Raw genomic sequence first — 19,008 nt, forward strand, 5'->3', positions numbered from 1 at the left:
TAATACGGGTAATTTACCATATTTTAATTCTTTCTCATATTTAAAATCGTTTTTTTTGTAAAAAAGTATCAAAATTTACTTGTATCAACAACACAACTGTTATTGTTTCGGTTCTACATATCCCTTATCTTTTTTTCCAAATAATGAAAAATGAACAAAACGTTTTGGATGTAATTTCATTTCATTTAACAACTCTTCTAATTCCTTAGATGCATTTGTTAAATTATTATACATTTCTTCATCTTTAAGCAATTTACCCAATGAACCTTCTCCTTTTTCTAATCCATTTAATACTGCATTTAAGCTTGTAATTGTTGATTCAATATCTCTAATTGTTAAACCTAAATTGGCATTTACTAACGTATCTGAAAGTTTTGATAGGTTTTTGGTCATTTCTTCGGCATTAGTTAAAGTTCTAGACAGTTTTTCGTCATTACTTTCAATTAATTTATTAACCGCTTGTGATGCATTTTTAAAATTTGTTACAGTAAGGTTTAATTCGGCAATGCTCGATTTTAAACTTTGTCTACTTTTAACATCCAACACATCTGTTAATCCTGTCATTAAAGAGTCTGCACTAACAATTACGTTTTCAACTTTAGCCTGTAGTGGGTTTAATTTTTCAGTTACAGATGAGAAGATATCTGATTCTATTTCACCTCTTAAAAAATCACCTGAAACAGCCGTTTCACCTTCATAAGATGGTACAATTGCTAAAGATTTTCCTCCCATTAAACTAGCACTATAGATTTTTGCCACACTGTTTTTTGAAAATTCAAAATCTTCTTCAACACTAAATTCAACAATTAAACGGCCTCTTTTAGTTTCGTCTTTACTAAATTTTATATCTAAAACCTTACCTACTTCTACTCCATTAATAGTTACAACGCTTGAAGTATTTAATCCTTGCACATTAGTATATTCCGTAAAATAAGTTTGTAAAGGACCATCAAATAAATTAAGTCCCTTCATATAGTTATAACCCCATATAAATAATGAAATTATTACAACAGCAACTACGCCTGTTTTAAATTCTCTTGAAATTTTCAAAATACTATAAATTTTAAAGCAATATTAATAATAATTTTTGGTAGTAAACGGCAAAAGTAACATCATTTTTTTAAAACTTGATCTACCGAAACTTTTTTACCATTTTCAAAAGCCACTACAAATGCAGATTTATATCCTTTTGATTTTGCAATTGAAAGTTGTTCTTTAATTTCTGAATAATTGGAAGTATTTCCTAGATAATATTTATAACTATTTCCAACTTTAACTCTATCTACATTTTTTAAGCCTTTAAAATTATAAGACTTTGTTTCTAACTTTCTTGAACCTGAAGCTATTTGAACTTTAAACTGGACATTTTCTACAACTTTGGACTTATTAGAACTTGAAATATTATTCTTTTTAGATACAATTCTTTCTTCGGCAATAGTGTTTAATTTCAATTGCTCTATATATTTAGAAATACCGTTGTAAATTGATTTAGAAAATTTTTCTTGTCCATTTTTTGATCCTAAAAAAACACCTTCTTTCGTGTTTGTAATAAAACCTGTTTCGATTAAAATACTTGGCATGTATGTTTGGTGAAGCACAACAAATACATTCTGTTTTACTCCTCTATTTTTTCTTTTCAATTCATTTGTAAAACCATCCTGAATAATACTTGCTAATTGAATACTTTTATCTAAATATTCTTCTTGCATTAAGGTAAGTCCTATAACCGATTCTGGCGAATTAGGATCAAATCCCTTATAATTTTTCTCATAATTATCCTCTAAAAGAATTACCGAATTCTCTGCTTTTGCAACTTCAAAGTTTTTATGATTAGCATTGGTACCTAAAACCCAAGTTTCAGCTCCTGAGGCTTGTGTATTGTGGGCATTACAATGCACTGACACAAACAAATCCGCATCTGCTCTGTTAGCAATTCTTCCTCGCTCCCATAAATCAACAAAAACATCTGTTTTTCTAGTATATATAACCTTTATATCACCTTTTTTTTCTAAAAGCTTCCCTACTTGCAAAACAATATTTAAGGCTATATCTTTTTCTTTTACTTTTTTGTAACCAACTTTCCCGGGGTCTTTTCCTCCATGACCTGCATCTAAAACAACAACATATTCTCTTTTTTGAGCAAAAAGTGAATTAATTACAAAAAGATTAGTACAAAAAAGTACGAAAAACACTAAGCTTTTCGTTCTAATTTTAATTTTATAAAAGAGTAGTGAGTTCATCAATAATTTTAGTTATTTTTGGCAACTGTTAAATGGTTATACAATTATTAAGCCATAAATATTATAATAATAAAACAAGGTTGATAGCTTTAAAGCTAAAATAAAAAAAGTTATGGTATCAACCCAATTTATATAATGATTTTACAAATATTTTAATTATTAAAACAATTAGTAAAAAAATATATATCATCTTTATTTTGACACAAGTTTTAAACTTAGTCAATTCAGTTGGTTATACCCAAGAATTAGGTACATCTTTAAAAGATACAATTTCTGCTCGAAAAATAGATACCTTAAAACCTTTGGTTAAGGATACATTACAAATTAATCAGAAGGACTCTTTACTTCTAAAATCTAAAGACTCTATAGCTAAGCCTAAAGAATTGCTTGAAGGAATTGTTGAACATAGTGCAGATAGTTTAATTAGGCAAGATGTTTTAAACAATAAAATTATCCTATATAAAAATGCTCATATTAAATATAAGGATATTGATTTAACTGCAGGATATATTGAAATTAATAACAATACAAATACGGTTATAGCTAAAGGAATTAAAGATAGTGTTGGAGAATACTCACAACTTCCACTTTTTAAACAAGGTGATCAAGAATCAACTCAAGATACCATTAGTTTTAATTTTAAATCGGAAAAAGCAAAAATTTGGAATTTAAGAACCGAACAGCAAGGAATAATAATTTTAGGTGAACAAAGTAAAAAACATAACGACTCTGTAATTTTTATAAAAAATATAAGATTAACCTCTTCCGATAAAAAAAATCCAGATTATTACATAAGAATTCCAAAAGCTAAATTTATTAAAGATAAAAAACTTGTGGCAGGTACAAGTCAATTAGTTTTAGCTGATGTTCCTACTCCAGTTATATTACCGTTTGCCTATATACCATTAACAAAAGGGAGAACTTCAGGTTTTTTAATGCCAACTTGGGGAGATAATAATAGCCAAGGCTTTTTTTTACAAAATGGAGGTTATTATTTTGTTATAAATGATAATTTTGATTTAGCCGTATTAGGAGATATTTATTCAAATGGAAGTTGGGGATTAAGAGCCGAATCTAGCTATAAAAAAAGATATAAATTCTCCGGAAACTTTGATGTTAGGTACGAAAATTTAAGCTCTAGCTTGAAAGGTTTTGATGATTATTCCAAAACTACAAATTACAATATAAGGTGGAGCCATTCTCAAGATGCAAAAGCAAGTCCAAATTCAAGATTTTCAGCCTCTGTAAACCTTGGTAGTAGTCAATATTTTAAACAATCAAATAATGAGATTAATACCAATGCGTTTTTAAACAACACAATGAATTCATCCATTTCATTTTCAAAAACATTTGTTGGTACTCCTTTTAACATGTCGTTATCGGCAACTCATTCGCAAAATACAAATACGCAAAAAGTTAATATGACTTTGCCATCATTACAATTAAATATGGATCGTATTTATCCATTTACAGGTAAAGGTGGAGCAAAGAATAATGCAATACAAAAAATAGGATTATCATATTCTATGAAAGGAGATAATAGAATGGAAGTGCAAGAAGATTTCTTTTTTAAGAAAGAAATGTTTGACGACGCAAAGTCCGGTATTCAGCATAATATCTCCATGAATACAAATATGAAAGCATTTAAATATTTTACAATTTCGCCTAGTTTAACGTATGAAGATGTTTGGTATTTTGATAGGTTGAAAAAGAAATTTGATGATGTAGAACAAGGAGTTGTTACGGATACTATTAGTAGTTTTAGTAGATTTAACGAATACTCAACATCGGTATCTTTAGGAACTACTTTTTATGGAATGTTTAAATTTAAAAAAGGAAAAATAGAAGCTATTAGACATGTTGTAAGGCCAAGTATTTCTTATAGCTACAGACCCGATTTTAGTTATCAAAATGATGAGTATTTAAATGCCGAAGGTGAATTTGTAGAATATTCTCCTTTTGAAAATGGTATCTTTGGTAAACCAGGAACAGGTATTTCTAATAGTTTAAGCTTTGCTATTAATAACAATTTGGAAGCCAAATTGAGAAAAAAAGACTCTACAGATACCGCGGATGCTAAGAAAATTATTATTTTAAATAACTTAAATTTTTCAACGAGTTATAATATGGCTGCCGATTCATTAAAATGGCAACCGGTAGGTGTTAATGCTGGTACTAAATTATTTAATAACAAGTTAAATGTAAATGTAAGAGCTACATTAGACCCTTATGCGTTAGATGTTAGTGGAAAAAAAATAGATAAATTTAATTTTGAAAATGGTGGAAGTTTATTCAGATTAACCAATGCTGGCTTAACTTTAAATTATTCTTTTTCGAGTAAAAAAGATTCCAAATCGAAACAAAGTGCTAAGGCAAAAGCTAATAATTCTGATGGTATTTTTAGTGAAGATTTAACTACATCAAATAGAGACGATGGTCCTGTAAATAAAGATTCCGAAATAAAAGAAACAAAATTGTTTGGAGCAAAAATCCCTTGGACAATGCAACTTGCATATGCAATAAACTATACCAATGTAAAAAGAGAAAAAAATATTTCATCCAATTCTATAATGTTTAATGGAGATTTAGAACTAACACCTAAATGGTCTGTTGGATTTTCTTCGGGTTATGATATAAATGAAAAAGGATTTACCTATACAAATTTAAAATTTTCTAGAGATTTAGATAGTTGGAAATTAAACTTTAATTGGGTACCTTTTGGAGATCGACAAACATATTACTTTTTTATTGGAGTTAAATCATCTATGCTAAGTGATTTAAAATACGATAAAAGACAAATTCCAGATAAAAGACTTTTTTAACATATGAAAACAATTATCAACACCAAAAAAGCTCCTGCACCTATAGGACCATATAACCAAGCAGTTTTGGTTAAAGACACTTTATATACTTCTGGACAAATAGCTATCAATCCAATATCTGGAGAGTTGGTTTTAAATTCTATTGAAGCCGAAACAACTCAGGTTATGGAAAACCTAAAGGCAGTCTTAGAAAAAGCTGAAATGACATTTGAAAATGTGATTAAATCGAGCATATTTATAACAAATATGAATGATTTTTCAGAAATTAATAAGGTTTACGGAAGTTATTTTAATTCAGAAACAGCTCCAGCACGTGAAACAGTAGAAGTTGCTAACTTACCAAAGTTTGTGCATGTTGAAATTTCTGTAATTGCCGTTAAATAAAATACTAAATAGATTTTATTAAAAGTTCTGCAGTTGCTGGATTTGTTGCCAACGGAACATCATGAACATCGCATAAACGCATAAGCATTGCAATATCTGGTTCGTGAGGATGCATTCCTAATGGGTCTCTAAAAAAGAAAACCATATCTGTTTTTCCTTCAGCAACTCTTGCCGCAATTTGAGCATCACCACCAAATGGACCAGATAAATATTTACTTACTTTAAAACCAGCTTTTTCAGCATTTTTACCAGTAGTACCAGTTGAAATTAGATCAATTTTTTTTGAAATAATTAAGGCTTTAAAATCCATTAAAAACTGAACCATTTCGGTTTTTTTACCATCATGAGCAATAATTGCTATTTCCATAATTAATTATTTTATAAGTTAAAAATTATTCAAGCGAAGCTGAATATTCAATTAAATCAACGAGCTTATTTGAATATCCAAACTCATTATCATACCAAGAAATTATTTTAAAAAAATGATTGTTCAATTCCATTCCTGCATGAGCATCAAAAACCGAAGTTCTCGGTTCCGAAACAAAATCTTGAGATACAACTTCGTCTTCTGTATAACCTAAAATTCCTTTTAATTCATTTTCTGAAGCAAGCTTCATTACTTTTTTAATTTCAGAATATGTTGTTGTTGCTTCTAATCTTACGGTTAAATCTACCAATGAAACGTTTGCAATAGGAACTCGAACAGCCATTGCTGCTATTTTCCCTTCCACTTCAGGAATTATTTTAGCAATAGCATCCGATGCACTAGTTGAAGTTGGTATCATATTATTTAATGCTGCTCTGCCTCTTCTCCATTTATCTGAAGGCCCATCAACTGTATTTTGACTTGATGTTGTTGAGTGAACTGTTGTTACTAAACCTTCAACAATACCAAAATTATCTCTCAAAACTTTAATAATTGGTGCTAAACAATTAGTTGTGCATGAAGCGTTTGAAAATATAAGGTCATTAATTGTTAAATTACTATTATTTACTCCCATTACAAACATTGGAGCATTTTTTGAAGGTGCCGAAATAACCACCTTTTTTGCTCCGGCTTTTAAATGTAGTGCTGCTTCATTTTTAGAGGTGAAATAGCCTGTAGATTCTATAACAAAATCTACATTCAACGCTCCCCAATTTATATCTTTCGGATTTTTCTTAGAAGAAATTCGTACCTTTTTATTATTTACAATTAAATAGTTGTCAATTACCTTAACTGTTCCATTAAATCGTCCATGAATAGAGTCGTACTTAAGCAAATATGCTAATTGATTAATATTTTCTAAATCATTTATTGCAACTACTTCTACATTTTCTCTAGTAAGTATGGATCTAAAAGCTAGTCTTCCTATTCTTCCAAATCCATTTATTCCTATTCTTATCATTATTATATATCGTAGATAAAAGGAATATCTATACTAAATAGACATTATATCACTTACCCGAAGTAATTCTTTGTTTATTTCATGATGCCCCTTTACAGCATTATCTAAATCGGTTGTTTCAACTTTATTATTCACCAATCCAACCATTAAATTTGTTTTTCCATCCAAAAGTAGTTCAACTGCTTTAACACCTAATCTGGTTGCTAAAACACGATCGAAACAACTAGGAGAACCTCCACGCTGCATATGACCAAGAACTGACACTCTTACTTCGTATTCGGGCAAGTTTTCTTCCACATAATCTGCTAATTCAAATACATTTTTACCTATTTTATCCCCTTCAGAAACAACAACAATACTTGATGATTTACCAGATCTTTTGGTTCTTTTTAAGGCTTCAAGCAATCTATCCAAACCGAGATCTTCTTCTGGAATTAAAATCTCTTCGGCTCCTGCTCCAACACCTGCATTTAAGGCTATAAATCCTGCATCTCGACCCATAACTTCAACAAAAAATAATCTGTTATGCGAACTTGCAGTGTCTCTAATTTTATCAATTACTTCAACTACTGTATTTAATGCAGTATCATATCCAATTGTATAATTTGTACCAAAAATATCATTATCTATTGTACCTGGTATACCCAAACAAGGAAAATTAAATTCATCATTAAAAACCATTCCTCCAGTAAAAGTACCATCTCCACCTATTAATACAATTGCGTCAATTTTTTCTTTTTTAATTTGTTCGTAAGCTTTTTGCCTTCCTTCTTTGGTTCTAAATTCTTGCGAACGAGCCGATTTTAGAATTGTTCCTCCACAATTAATAATATTACTAACGTCATGTGCTGCTAATGTTCTAAAATCTCCTTCAATTAAACCTTGATAACCTCTATACACACCAACACATTGCACATTATAATAAGCGCAAGCTCTTACTACTGCACGTATTGCAGCATTCATTCCTGGAGCATCACCTCCCGATGTTAATACACCAATTTTTTTTATACCTTTTCCCATAATTGGTCGCTAATTTAAAACTAAATTTTAATTAATTATCATTTTCTAAAAAACTACTAGAAAAAGTTATAATTTACTTCCATAAAAATTTTGGATAAACTCCAGAATCTTTTAATTTTTTAATCTCTGAAGTCACATATTCTTTATCTTCTTTGTATGTTACACCAAACCAACGGGCATTAGATTTTAATACCTCCATTGTAGCTGTTTTTTCAACTATTACATTATTTACAACCAATGGAATAAAAAATTCTGCCTTTGGTTCTTTATAATTTTTCTCTAAAAATGTTTCAAACATTGATTCTGAAATATCAAAATATCTTGGTGTAAATCCAAAAAAGTTCATGGCAACCGTAGTTTCTTCAGAAATTGGTTTTAGTTGTCCGTCATCATCTTTAAATTTTAATACACCGTCTACTTTTTCAATATGTGTACGCTCAACTATACCTGTTAAATAGTTGTTTTCATCAACACTGCATTCTCCTCTTGAAACGAAACCATAATCTGAGATTGTGTTTTTTAGCACATATCCCATCATATTAAAGCTTGTTGAATTTTTATCGGTATTATTTAAAGCTTCGGCAACTCCTACAAAAGCTTCTCTTCCATAAAAATCATCGGCATTAATAACTGCAAAATTTTCTATTACCGCATCTTTTGCCATTAGTAATGCATGACCAGTTCCCCAAGGCTTTTCTCTTTTGTTATCTTTATATTTTTCTGGAATACTGTCAATTTCCTGAAATACATATTCAACTTCAATTTTACCTTTTAATTTAGGAGAAAAGAAGTCTTTAAAATCTTGTTCTATACTTTTTCTAATAATAAAAACTACTTTTCCAAAACCTGCTTGTATTGCATCATATATAGAAAAATCTAAAATGGTATCTCCTTGTTCCGAAAATGTGTCTAATTGTTTTAATCCTCCATATCTGCTTCCAATACCTGCTGCTAAAATTACTAATGTTGGCTTATTCATCTTTATTTTTATTTTTACTTTTAATATTAATAAATTTTTCTGATTTTATTTTATTTTCAATTTCTTTAGTTGGTGTTTTTATTGAATCTTTTTGTTTTTTCTTTTTTAAACCTAACTTTTCTAATAATTCTCTGCTGTTATCAAAATCAATTTGATAATTTATACCAACTCCTTGTGTATAACCTTCTTCTTCTTGTTCGGAATAATTTATTTCATTTTGACGATTAAATATAGAAGATTTTAATGTTCCTTCATCATTCATTAAGAAATCTACATTTACTTCTCCAATAATATTTGTTTGTTCTTTGGATCCAATTGGAACACTTGCTTTACCATTTATAATTATTTTATCGTTTAATTGGTAGTCAAAATCGAGTCCTAGTTGATCGTTAATATTTAAATTATCAATTCTATTTTTCTCTCCAAAGGTATAAACAGGTTTTAATTTAAACTTACTATTTCCTTTATTAACAATATTGTCGAATGCATTTGATAACAAATCTGAAGTTGTTCCATAAACTAAGCCTGTACTATTTACACTTAAATTACTTTCATTATAAAAACTACCCGTGGCTAATAAAGCCATAAAGTGAATTGTTTTGCTATTAGTATCGTTATTGTTTAATTTAAATGCTAACTCCGATGCTACTGTTGAACTTGAATTTGGAATTTCAATATCGAAAGTACGTTGCGAATTAAATAATTCTCCAGAAAAACGAGTAATTAAATCAATTGGAATTTTTCTATTAGTTGTTATATTATCTAATAAAGATTTTGGATTTGCCGAAACTCTATAAATTGCTTCTATATTAATATCGGCTGTAAAAGGATCTCCGCTCCAAGATACACTTCCTCCTCGTTCAACAATAAATGGTTTATTTATAATACCTCCATATTTAAAATTATATATCCCATTGTCTACAATAAAATCGCCATACATATTGAATTTATCTTTGGTATCTAACTCCAATTGTAAATTTCCGGTTCCACTACCTTTTAAATAACTTCCCGTTGATTTATCCAAAACCATTTCTACAATTGCATCTTTGGTTACTTCAATATTAAAATTTAACGAAAGTCCTTTTAATTTTTCCGATACTATTTGTTTTCTTGTTTTAGTGTCTTTTTTATTATCTTCTGGGACAACAAATCTAATTAACTGAGAAGTTTCTACCGTTTTTACGTCGCTTATTGGAATTACAAACCGAGTTCCTTTATTTGTTTTACCATTAACATCAATTACCAATTTATCTGTAAGTCCTTTTATTGTTGCATTTCCTGCTAAAAATCCCGTTCCATAATACACCGAAGTTTCGTCTTCTTCGGTATTTAGAACTAATAAATTTGAAGTAACTAACTCTAAATTAAGTTTCCAATTATCAAAAAATTTATGTGAAATTGTTCCATTTAAAGAACCTCTACTCTTTTTTAAATTATCCTGAATTAAAACATCTTCTAAATTAAATGTTTGATCGGTTAAAGTAATTACACTTGTACCTTCAAAATTGTAATCAACATTTAAATATGGAAATCCTAAACCTGCTTGATCTAAATACAAATCGCCTAGCATTGATGGGTTTCTTATTTCGCCTGTTAAATTTACATTACCATAAGCAAAACCTCTAATATTAGAAATTACATCCTCTCCTAATGGACTTAAGGCATCCAATTTAAAAGCTTCAAAATCTACAACAATGTCCATAACTGGTTTTATTGGTTCAAAATCTAACTCACCAACTGCAGAGAAAGTTATATTTTTATCTCTTACCAAAGACATATTTACACCATATTTTTTAATTGAATTTTTTCCTTCAATATTAATGTTAAGATCTCCTTGAAGCGAGTTATTTACCTTAAAATTGGATAATTTTAGATTAGCCGTTGGTTTTACTACTTTTTCTAATTGATTATAATTAAGATTTCCATTTATAACCCCAACAAGTTTTAAACTATCAATATCTGGTGTAATACTTGATAGCTTTACATCTTTAAATTTAAAATTAAGATTTTTATAAATTGTATCTTTTATGGTTCCTGAAAATTCTATTTTCTCATTTTTTGTTGCAATTAAAAATGAATTAATATCATATGTTTTAGTTTTTCCATCAAATACAACATTATTTTTTAAATTATCTTCAGGATTAATAATCCATTTGTTATGTTTAAATGTAAAATTAGACTTTTGTAATCCAAAAACAGATTTGTTTTGCTTATTAAACGTATGATAAAAAGACAGTTCGAAATTCTCCGTTTGCTTTTCTCCTCCCTTAAATTCTGTTCTAAAATACAACGTATCACTAAGTGTAATATTTACCAAATGCAAATCGGAAATATCATAAATAGAAGAATTTATTTTATCAACGGTTAATTGAGTATTGAATAACGGGTTTTTGTTGTCAATTTGTAGTTTTAATTCTTCAATTTCATTTTGAAATGCATCTACTTTTGGAGATTTTATGTTTAACTTAAATAAATTCTCGTTTGAATTTATGCTTCCCTTTATTGTAGTTGTTGGAGACAAAATTATCTCTGGATAAAAAACCTCTACAATTTTATTATGAACATTAAAACCAAACTCTAAGTTTTGATTTGAAGTTACTTTATAAGGTTTATAATTTGAATAAATACTACCAATAGAATTTTGAGTTAATTTAGATAATTCGTTAAATTTAAAATTTCCAACAATTTTACCTGTAATAATCTCTGGAGAATTTATTGTAATTGTTCTAACACTATCTGAAAAGGAAGAGGTAACATTAAAATCTTTAAAAAAATAATTCCCTTTTTGGTTTAAATATAATGAGTTTTTAAAATTAATGGTTCCTTCTAAATCATCAATTGTATTTCCTTTTAAATCAATTAATATATCACCTTTAATTTTTGATATGCTGTCACGTTTAAAAAGATTAAGCGTATTTAAATCGCAATAATCAACTGTAGTTTTAAAATCAAATTTATAAACTGAACCTGATAAATCGGCTAAACCATTAAAATTTAATTTTATATTATCATCATTAACCTCCATTTCGCCATCAAAATGTTTGTTTTTAAAAAGTCCATTTAGATTAATGTTTTTATAAGTGTAATTTTTGTATTGATGCTTTGAAACTTTCCCTTTAACAGCAGTATTTAAATTTTCTAATGTAAACCCTTTTCCATCAATATCTGCTTCCATAGATAATACACCAACTAAACTATCTTTTATAACTTCACCAAGTTTAAAATCAATTACTTTAATATGGCCTTTATAAGCCGCATTATCTATATTATCAATATTTGTTAAAACCAAATCAGAAATAGAAGTTCCTAAATCTGTTTTTAACGTTAATTTCGCGTCAATTTTTGTTGAAGTAATATGAGATTTACCTATTAATGTAAACCTACCTAATTTTTCAAAACTTGTTGGCAATGAGTTTCCAAGTACTTTAGGCAACAGTATTTTTAAATGATTGTAATCTGAAGTTAAATTAAGAAAATCTCCATCAAATGAAAATCCATTTTCTTGATTTAAAACATTCTTAAAATTTAAATCTCCATTTATTATGGCATTTTTATCTGTTTTCAACTGTAATTTATGTGCCGTAAAATTATTTAAAGTCCCTTCTATTTCTGTTGAAAAATGCAAAACATCATTTGTACCAAACTCTTTATAAAAGTTTTTTAAATCGGTTAAAGATATATCGGCATTATTAACAGTTGCTTTTAAATTAACAAGATTATTAAAGTCTGAAAAATCTTCTCTTTTGTACGTAAATTTAATATCGGCAAGAATAGATGATGAAGCTGTTTTAATAACAGAATTTTCAAAGTTCATAAACGATTTAGTATATGTAAAATCGCTTTTAAAGTGTTCTACCTTTAAATTATGATTTTCAATAAAACTAAAATCATTAATATTTACAGAAACATTTGGACCTTCTACCCTAAAATTATTTGCTTCTCCATTTATTTCATTAAAATAAATAGGGTTTTGGTTTTCATCATTTTCATCCAATATTTTAACATAACCATTTTCGAGTTTTAAATTAGAAGCAGTTAATAAAAAGCCAGAAGGTTTGTCACTTATAGTTCCATCATCAAATTTATCTACAAAAACTGTTAATCCGTCATCAATTTCATTTTTGTATGTTTTAATGTTTAAAATAAAATCTTCTAAATGAATAGTTCCAAACTCTAATTTATTATTTAATATATTTTTATAACTAAAAATTGATGTTGTTAAATTTTTAGCTAAAATTAAAGTATCTCCGTGATGATCCTTTATAAAAATATCCTTTAATTGCACGTTTCCTAAGTATGCTAAACTAACTTTATCAATATTAATATCAACATCAAAATCATTACGTAAGTAATTTGTTGCAACTTTACCCAATTTAGTTTGTATAGCTGGAATACTTAAAAGCAAGCTCACTACAACTAAAAAAAGCATTAGTGCAACAAAAATTTTAACTACTATTTTTTTAATTCGTTTGATATGCGCTAAATTTGCATTTTTACGGCAATTTTCGTGCCCTAATTTGTTATTAAATGATTAAAAATAAACCAATTTACATTCTTGGTATTGAATCTTCTTGTGACGATACAAGTGCCTCTGTTATTTGCAACGGAAAAATATTATCAAATGTTGTAGCAAATCAAGAAATTCACACCAAATATGGAGGTGTTGTTCCAGAATTAGCTTCACGCGCTCATCAACAAAATATTGTTCCTGTAATTCAACAAGCAATTCAACAAGCAAATATCGACAAAAAAGACTTAAATGCCATAGCTTTTACGCGCGGACCTGGATTAATGGGTTCTTTATTAGTTGGAACCTCATTTGCTAAGTCGCTTTCATTGGCTTTAGATATTCCGTTAATTGCTGTAAATCATATGCAAGGACACGTTTTAGCTCATTTTATTGAAGAAGAAAATCATAAAAAACCACCATTTCCATTTATATGTTTAACCATTAGTGGAGGACATACACAAATTGTAAAAATTACAAATCACTTTGAAATGGAAGTTTTAGGTGAAACTTTAGATGATGCAGTTGGCGAGGCCTATGACAAATCTGCTAAAATTTTGGGGTTACCTTACCCAGGAGGTCCATTGGTTGATAAATATGCAAGATTAGGAAATCCAAAAGCTTATAAGTTTACAAAACCTCGAGTAGATGATTTAAATTTTAGCTTTAGTGGATTAAAAACTGGTATTCTTTATTTTATACAGAAACAGGTAAAAGAAAATCCCAATTTTATTGAAGAACACTTAAATGACATTTGCGCTTCCATTCAACATACAATTGTAGAAATATTATTTGACAAACTGAAACTAGCTGTAAAACAAACCGGAATTAAGCATATTGCTATTGCCGGTGGAGTTAGTGCTAATTCAGAAATAAGAAAAGTTTTAAAAGAAACTGAAACCAAATTTGGGTGGACAACTTATATCCCAAAATTTGAATATACTACTGACAATGCAGCTATGATTGCAATTGTTGGATATTTAAAATATTTAGATGACGATTTTTCAAAAGAAACTGTTGCTGCTACTGCAAGATTAAAGGTTAGTGAATCTTAGTACAACCGTTTAAAGCAAAAAAAGTCCATTTAAATTAATTTAAATGGACTTTTTTTTATACAAAATATTTTTTAATCTTCTACGTGACTTCCTTTTATAGGTGAAGACTTACTTGGTAATATAAGGTTTAAAATAACACCAACAATTGATGCTAAACCAATACCAGCTAATGAAAAATTACCGTAACTCATTTGAGCGCCTCCAATACCAATTGTTAATATAATTGAAACAATAACTTGGTTACGAGTTTTGGAAAAATCTGTTTTCGCATCAATTAAAGTTTTAATACCTATACTTGCAATCATTCCAAAAAGTAATAACATAATTCCACCTAAAACTGCAGCAGGTATTGTTTTTAATACAGCACTAATTTTACCTACCAATGAAAATATAATTGCAGTAACAGCTGCAATACGTAAAACTCTTGGATCTGTAATTTTTGTTAAAGCTACAGCTCCAGTAACCTCACTATATGTTGTATTTGGAGGCCCTCCTAAAAATCCTGCAAAAGCAGTTGCAATACCATCACCAAGTAAAGTTCTATGTAAACCTGGCTCTTTTACAAATTCTTTCTCGGCAACTCCACCTATTGCATACATATCTCCAATATGCTCAATAATTGGTGCTACAGCAACAGGAATCATATAAACAATTGCCGCCCAGTTAAACTCTGGTGTCGTAAATTTTGGAAGTGCAAACCAAGCTGCTTCGTTTACTGAAGAAAAATCTACCAAACCTGCAAAAATTGAAATTATATATCCTACTACAATTCCAATAAATATTGGAATAAGTTTTAAAATACCTTTTGCGTATACAACAATTACAATAGCTGTAATTAAAACAGACATTGCAATTAGCCAGTTATTCTTGGCCATATCAACTCCTACAGAAGCCAATGATAAACCAATAATCATAATTACGGGACCAACTACAATTGATGGAAATATTTTTTCAATTACCTTTAATCCCCATAGCTTTACAATTGCCGAAACAATACCATATACAATACCAACAGCAATAAGACCTCCAAGTGTTCCTGGATAACCATATAATTTTGTGGCTGCAACAATTGGCGCTATAAAAGCAAAACTACTTCCTAAAAATACAGGAACTTTACCTTTTGTTATTATGTGAAAAATTAGTGTTCCTACACCGGCAGTAAATAAGGCTACTGACGGATCAATATCAATTAATAACGGAACTAATACAGTAGCACCAAATGCAACAAATAAAAATTGAATTCCAATAATTATCCGCCTGGGAGTACTTTTAATTTCTGATGTGTTGTTAGTTTGTGTTGGTATCATTTTGGGTTTGTTTTTAAAATCTCACAAAATTAACCATAAAAACAGAACAACCTAAATATCAAGCTTTAGATTGTTCTGTAAACCCTTAATTTAGAATTATTCTAGCTATTAAATATTAAATTTTATACTTGTTATAAAATTTCTTCCAATATTATTTATTCCATTATATTTTAAACGAGAAAGATGTGAAATATAAGATTTATCTAATGCATTATTTATGTTGAAATTAACATCAAAACTTAACTTGCTCAGTTTTATAGTTCCCCCAATTCCCAAATTCAACAAATTATATGCATCACTTTTGGTTTCAAATGCACTTAAATTATCCTGTTCAAAAGTGCTTTCTAGTGTTACTGAGGCAAAACCATTTTGTAACCATTTAATACTATTAATTTCTGCTCTAATAGTATTTGTTAATTTATTTGCAGGAATTAAAGGCAAATAATCTCCATTGTTTTGTTTACCAACTACCATTTCAAAATTACTATGTAAGTGCATCCAGTCTAAAGGATGCGGATGCAAGTGTAAACCAAATTCTCCACCATACAATTTAGCATTGTCTTGTGTGTAACTATACACTTCAAAATCGTCTTCAATTTCACCTGTTGGAGAAATAAAAATATAGTCGTTTATATAATTATAAAAACCATTTAATACCATTTCAAAATGATCTGTTTTGTATTCAAAAGATATATCACTTTGGTAATTCTTTTCTTGTTCAAGTAAATTATTACCCAGTTCAAATCTATTTGAGCCATGATGAACACCATTTGAAGTTAACTCAGCCAAGTTTGGAGCTTTAAATCCTGAGGCTAAGTTAATTCTACTTATAATTTTATTAAAAATTAATGTTTTGTAGCCCAATGAAGCCGATATATTATTAAAAGATTTATCGATAGCTTCAAATATATGAACTTCATCCTCATGAGCCACTTCATGATATTGAGTTGCTATATTTCTATAATCAAACCGAATCCCTGCTTGAATACTACGATTATCAATAGCGTGCATAGCAGTAGCAAAAATTCCAAAGTCATTAATATCAGCATTCGGAATCAAAATTTCTTCACCAAAATTCCTATTTTCCTGATACATTCCTTGAACTCCAAAAACTGCATCAATATTTTTAATTTCTGGTAAATGCCATTTTACATCATAACTATATGTATCTAACACTAGTTGTAATGCAGCTTCAACATGTTCTTCTTCATGTTCTTCATCTTCATGTTCTTCATCTTCGTGATGGTGTTCTTCAAACTCATTTCTATTATTTCTAGTAAATCCAAAAACTGTCGAAATTTTTGAATTATTTAAGAAAAACGTATTATTTAAACTCACCATTCTTGTAGTTAAAGCCTGATATGGAAAAAGTTTATCTTTTGAAGTAGATTGATCTCCAATTTCTTCAGGAATTCCAATATTACTGTCATTATATAAAAACCGAAGCGCACTGGAAATTACTTCACTATTATAAGCAACGGCAGCATTAAAGCTTGTTTCATTAAATCTAGTATTGGTTACTCTTTCATCATTTGATGTTTTATAATCACTATGTGTATTATATGCTCCATTTGCTAAAAATTTCCACTTATTAAAACTTTGCTTAGCACTTAACGATGTATTTGTACCTTCCGTATTAGAATAAAAAGTTTGAGATCCAGAAACTTTAAATGTGTTAAGTGGTGCAAATTTTACAGGATTAAAATATAGAACTCCTCCTAATGCATCAGAACCGTATAATAAAGATGCCGGTCCTTTTATTACCTCCATACTTTCAATACTCGAAGCATCAACTCCCAAGCCATGTTCGTCTCCAAACTGTTGATTTTCCAATCTTAAACCTTGGCTGTAAACCAAAACCCTATTCCCTCTTAAACCTCTAATAACTGGTTTTCCTATACCTGTTCCTGTTGAAATTACTGAAACTCCAGGAACACTTGTAATTCCCTCACTTAAAGTTACAATTCCTTTGTTTTGAAGTTGAGCTAATGAAGCTTTTTCAACTTTCATAACATTTTCACTTTGTAGTTTATTAAAAGGAGTTGAAATAATTACCTCATCCATTTTAAACACACTCTCTTCTAGAATGAAATTTAATTCGGTAATTTCCTCAGTTAATTTTATAGTTTTTATTTGAGTTTTATATCCAATATAAGCTACTTTTATTTTTAAAGTACTACTTGGCAAATTGTTTAATTCAAAATATCCGTATTCATTTGTTGCAGTACCTTTATTTAGTTCACTTATATAAACCTCTACTCCAAACAATTTTTGATTATGTGTACTAGAAACAGTACCTTTTATTGAGTTTTGCGAATACACAATACTCGTTAACCCCATAAATAAGGTTAAAATATATGATTTCATATATGAATTTGTTTTATTGTTAATTATATGTATTTATACTATTTGTTACAATAAAACTGGTGGTGCTCTTGATGATTTATGTGTAAGTTTAATTGAAGCTATTAAAGCTTCAAAAGTTGCAAATTTTGTTTCTGAAAAAGTATTTTCATTTATTACAATTTCAGAAGAAAAATCTACAGAATTCTGATTAATTTTAAAGTGAAAAACAGAACAATCAAATTCGTGTTCATCAATATGCAAATCATATTCATTACAAACATGATGTGAATGATGATGGAATGAGTGCACAAACTGTACGGCGAAAGGAAGCAGTACAGCAAACATTAATACACTTGAAATTATATGTTTTGCTATTTTGTTAATACCTTAAATTTTCGGCAATATTACAAATAATTTAATCTTTTACTCCTAATTTGCCTAGAATTATTTCTAGTAAGCACCAATTTGTAAAACCTCGTTGAAATAAATTAGCCCCTACAAATGCAGTAAACCATAGCCAATTTATATTAACTTTTAAAGCTAACACCAAACTAATTAATATAAAAGCTCCCGGTATAATGTTCATTAATCTTGATTTCATATTGTCTTATTTTTAATTAATAAATTTTTCAATATCTAATACAATTGCTTTAATTGGATTAGAGTTCGTTTTTTTCGAATTAAATTCTTCAATACTTTTAAAAATGATATCAATTTTATCTTCTGAAGTAAAAGAAAAATATAATTTAGAATCGTGAGAATCTCTTTGGGCAGAAAACCAATTATCCTGTATATTTTTCGAGGAAAAAAATTTATGCCCTTGTATATCTGAAGTACTGTAAACATTAATCTCCGCTTTTTTAAAAAGCTTGCAAATGTCTTTTTCAAATTCTAATACACTTGTTATTAATAGTAGTTTCATTTTAGGTGTTTTTGGTGAATAATGCTGTATTTTTTTAC

15 protein-coding genes are annotated in these 19,008 nt (G+C 28.7%); 3 read left to right on the forward strand and 12 right to left on the reverse strand.

What is annotated here, in order from left to right; genetic code table 11:
• Positions 1 to 99: 99 nt before the first annotated feature.
• On the reverse strand, positions 100 to 1,050 hold the full coding sequence (locus Q0776_RS16015) for an MlaD family protein (RefSeq protein ID WP_298370467.1): 951 nt from the start codon (positions 1,048 to 1,050) through the stop codon (positions 100 to 102).
• A 62-nt stretch (positions 1,051 to 1,112) separates the two neighbouring features.
• Entirely contained in the window at positions 1,113 to 2,240 is a 1,128-nt protein-coding gene (locus Q0776_RS16020; protein WP_298370470.1) for an N-acetylmuramoyl-L-alanine amidase, read from the reverse strand.
• A 197-nt stretch (positions 2,241 to 2,437) separates the two neighbouring features.
• Between Q0776_RS16020 and Q0776_RS16025 the strand changes: the two genes are divergently transcribed.
• Both Q0776_RS16025 and Q0776_RS16030 read left to right on the forward strand, forming a co-directional pair.
• On the forward strand, positions 2,438 to 5,062 hold the full coding sequence (locus tag Q0776_RS16025) for a putative LPS assembly protein LptD (protein WP_298370473.1): 2,625 nt from the start codon (positions 2,438 to 2,440) through the stop codon (positions 5,060 to 5,062).
• 3 nt (positions 5,063 to 5,065) lie between these two features.
• Positions 5,066 to 5,446, forward strand: coding sequence for a Rid family detoxifying hydrolase (locus Q0776_RS16030; protein ID WP_298370476.1), 381 nt, complete (start codon positions 5,066 to 5,068; stop codon positions 5,444 to 5,446).
• Between the two features lie 4 nt (positions 5,447 to 5,450).
• Here Q0776_RS16030 and Q0776_RS16035 read toward each other — a convergent pair whose 3' ends face one another.
• From Q0776_RS16035 to Q0776_RS16055, 5 genes are all read right to left on the reverse strand, one after another.
• Positions 5,451 to 5,813, reverse strand: coding sequence for a methylglyoxal synthase (locus Q0776_RS16035; RefSeq protein WP_298370479.1), 363 nt, complete (start codon positions 5,811 to 5,813; stop codon positions 5,451 to 5,453).
• 25 nt (positions 5,814 to 5,838) lie between these two features.
• Positions 5,839 to 6,840 (reverse strand): type I glyceraldehyde-3-phosphate dehydrogenase, encoded by a 1,002-nt coding sequence (gene gap / locus Q0776_RS16040; protein WP_298370605.1) that lies wholly within the window; start codon positions 6,838 to 6,840, stop codon positions 5,839 to 5,841.
• A 27-nt stretch (positions 6,841 to 6,867) separates the two neighbouring features.
• A complete protein-coding gene (gene pfkA, locus Q0776_RS16045) occupies positions 6,868 to 7,854 on the reverse strand; it encodes a 6-phosphofructokinase (protein WP_298370482.1) in 987 nt (328 codons plus the stop codon).
• A 73-nt stretch (positions 7,855 to 7,927) separates the two neighbouring features.
• Entirely contained in the window at positions 7,928 to 8,833 is a 906-nt protein-coding gene (locus Q0776_RS16050) for a sugar phosphate nucleotidyltransferase (protein ID WP_298370484.1), read from the reverse strand.
• Positions 8,826 to 13,262: a translocation/assembly module TamB domain-containing protein gene (locus Q0776_RS16055; protein WP_298370487.1), complete on the reverse strand. Its 4,437-nt coding sequence runs from the start codon at positions 13,260 to 13,262 to the stop codon at positions 8,826 to 8,828. Before Q0776_RS16055 ends, Q0776_RS16050 begins: the two co-directional genes overlap by 8 nt.
• A gap of 101 nt (positions 13,263 to 13,363) precedes the next feature.
• Between Q0776_RS16055 and tsaD the strand changes: the two genes are divergently transcribed.
• Positions 13,364 to 14,395: a tRNA (adenosine(37)-N6)-threonylcarbamoyltransferase complex transferase subunit TsaD gene (gene tsaD, locus Q0776_RS16060; RefSeq protein ID WP_298370608.1), complete on the forward strand. Its 1,032-nt coding sequence runs from the start codon at positions 13,364 to 13,366 to the stop codon at positions 14,393 to 14,395.
• Between the two features lie 71 nt (positions 14,396 to 14,466).
• On the opposite strand, the gene Q0776_RS16065 is transcribed toward tsaD, so the two are convergent.
• The 5 genes from Q0776_RS16065 to Q0776_RS16085 all read right to left on the reverse strand — a co-directional run bounded on the left by Q0776_RS16065 (position 14,467) and on the right by Q0776_RS16085 (position 18,970).
• Positions 14,467 to 15,702, reverse strand: coding sequence for a solute carrier family 23 protein (locus Q0776_RS16065; RefSeq protein WP_298370489.1), 1,236 nt, complete (start codon positions 15,700 to 15,702; stop codon positions 14,467 to 14,469).
• A 108-nt stretch (positions 15,703 to 15,810) separates the two neighbouring features.
• Entirely contained in the window at positions 15,811 to 18,069 is a 2,259-nt protein-coding gene (locus tag Q0776_RS16070; protein WP_298370491.1) for a TonB-dependent receptor, read from the reverse strand.
• A 45-nt stretch (positions 18,070 to 18,114) separates the two neighbouring features.
• The gene (locus tag Q0776_RS16075; protein WP_298370494.1) at positions 18,115 to 18,393 is read right to left on the reverse strand and encodes a hypothetical protein; all 279 of its coding nucleotides are present in this window, start codon (positions 18,391 to 18,393) and stop codon (positions 18,115 to 18,117) included.
• 70 nt (positions 18,394 to 18,463) lie between these two features.
• Positions 18,464 to 18,649, reverse strand: coding sequence for a DUF2892 domain-containing protein (locus Q0776_RS16080; protein WP_298370496.1), 186 nt, complete (start codon positions 18,647 to 18,649; stop codon positions 18,464 to 18,466).
• Between the two features lie 12 nt (positions 18,650 to 18,661).
• On the reverse strand, positions 18,662 to 18,970 hold the full coding sequence (locus Q0776_RS16085; RefSeq protein WP_298370499.1) for a hypothetical protein: 309 nt from the start codon (positions 18,968 to 18,970) through the stop codon (positions 18,662 to 18,664).
• Positions 18,971 to 19,008: the final 38 nt, after the last annotated feature.

Source organism: uncultured Lutibacter sp. (assembly GCF_947495725.1).
Lineage (GTDB): Bacteria > Bacteroidota > Bacteroidia > Flavobacteriales > Flavobacteriaceae > Lutibacter.

Coding starts and splice junctions, on each gene's coding strand:
- Q0776_RS16050 (WP_298370484.1), bottom strand. CDS start 8,833: ATGAATAAGCCAACATTAGTAATTTTAGCAGCAGGTATTGGAAGCAGA.
- Q0776_RS16065 (WP_298370489.1), bottom strand. CDS start 15,702: ATGATACCAACACAAACTAACAACACATCAGAAATTAAAAGTACTCCC.
- Q0776_RS16030 (WP_298370476.1), top strand. CDS start 5,066: ATGAAAACAATTATCAACACCAAAAAAGCTCCTGCACCTATAGGACCA.
- Q0776_RS16020 (WP_298370470.1), bottom strand. CDS start 2,240: ATGAACTCACTACTCTTTTATAAAATTAAAATTAGAACGAAAAGCTTA.
- Q0776_RS16080 (WP_298370496.1), bottom strand. CDS start 18,649: ATGAAATCAAGATTAATGAACATTATACCGGGAGCTTTTATATTAATT.
- Q0776_RS16035 (WP_298370479.1), bottom strand. CDS start 5,813: ATGGAAATAGCAATTATTGCTCATGATGGTAAAAAAACCGAAATGGTT.
- Q0776_RS16055 (WP_298370487.1), bottom strand. CDS start 13,262: ATGCTTTTTTTAGTTGTAGTGAGCTTGCTTTTAAGTATTCCAGCTATA.
- Q0776_RS16075 (WP_298370494.1), bottom strand. CDS start 18,393: ATGTTTGCTGTACTGCTTCCTTTCGCCGTACAGTTTGTGCACTCATTC.
- pfkA (WP_298370482.1), bottom strand. CDS start 7,854: ATGGGAAAAGGTATAAAAAAAATTGGTGTATTAACATCGGGAGGTGAT.
- Q0776_RS16085 (WP_298370499.1), bottom strand. CDS start 18,970: ATGAAACTACTATTAATAACAAGTGTATTAGAATTTGAAAAAGACATT.
- Q0776_RS16070 (WP_298370491.1), bottom strand. CDS start 18,069: ATGAAATCATATATTTTAACCTTATTTATGGGGTTAACGAGTATTGTG.